The organism is Blastomonas sp. CCH1-A6, from assembly GCF_001556365.1.
Lineage (GTDB): Bacteria > Pseudomonadota > Alphaproteobacteria > Sphingomonadales > Sphingomonadaceae > Blastomonas > Blastomonas ursincola.
Genome location: NZ_LSIS01000020.1, coordinates 1 through 551, shown reverse-complemented (window position 1 = coordinate 551; position 551 = coordinate 1). Strand labels below are relative to the sequence as shown.

Sequence of the window (551 nt, the reverse complement as noted above, 5' to 3'; positions counted from 1 at the left end):
GTCGAGCGGACGGCGGATCTGCGCGCGCGCACGGGTAAGGATGGTGAACGCCTCTTCTAGCACCGCGCGCACCTCGGCAGCGCTGAGCGGCTGGGTGACCGATGCGCCATCGGTTCCGGCGCGGATCGGAAAGCGCGGATTGCCCGAGCCGTCGGTCAGGATGAACGCATCGCTATTGGCGAATTCGGCTGCGCGCGCGGCGCGAATGCCCGAGGCTTCGGTGCCATAGGGCGTGCCGGCTATGATTGCCGCGTTGGCATAGCCGCGCACCGCGATCAGGGATCCGGCGCTGCCGTTGATCGCCGCGAAATTGGTCGAGAGTGGTCCGATATTGGCCGCAGTGATATCGCTGAAGCGCAGCGTGGTCCCGTCTACCGTGATCCGGTCAGCGCGGATCGCATCGGCTGCGGCAAAGCCCTGCGTCCCGGCAAAAGCGATCGCCTCTTCCGCGTCATTGTCGACATCGAGGATGTTGGGGTCGAAGCCGTAATCGCCGTCGCCCATCACGCCGATCGCACCGACGACCACGCCATTCTTGTACAGTGGCAACC

1 pseudogene is annotated in these 551 nt (G+C 65.5%); it reads right to left on the bottom strand.

Annotated elements, in window-relative coordinates:
- Positions 1-551: pseudogene (locus AX735_RS25495) on the bottom strand (hypothetical protein); the annotation flags it as partial.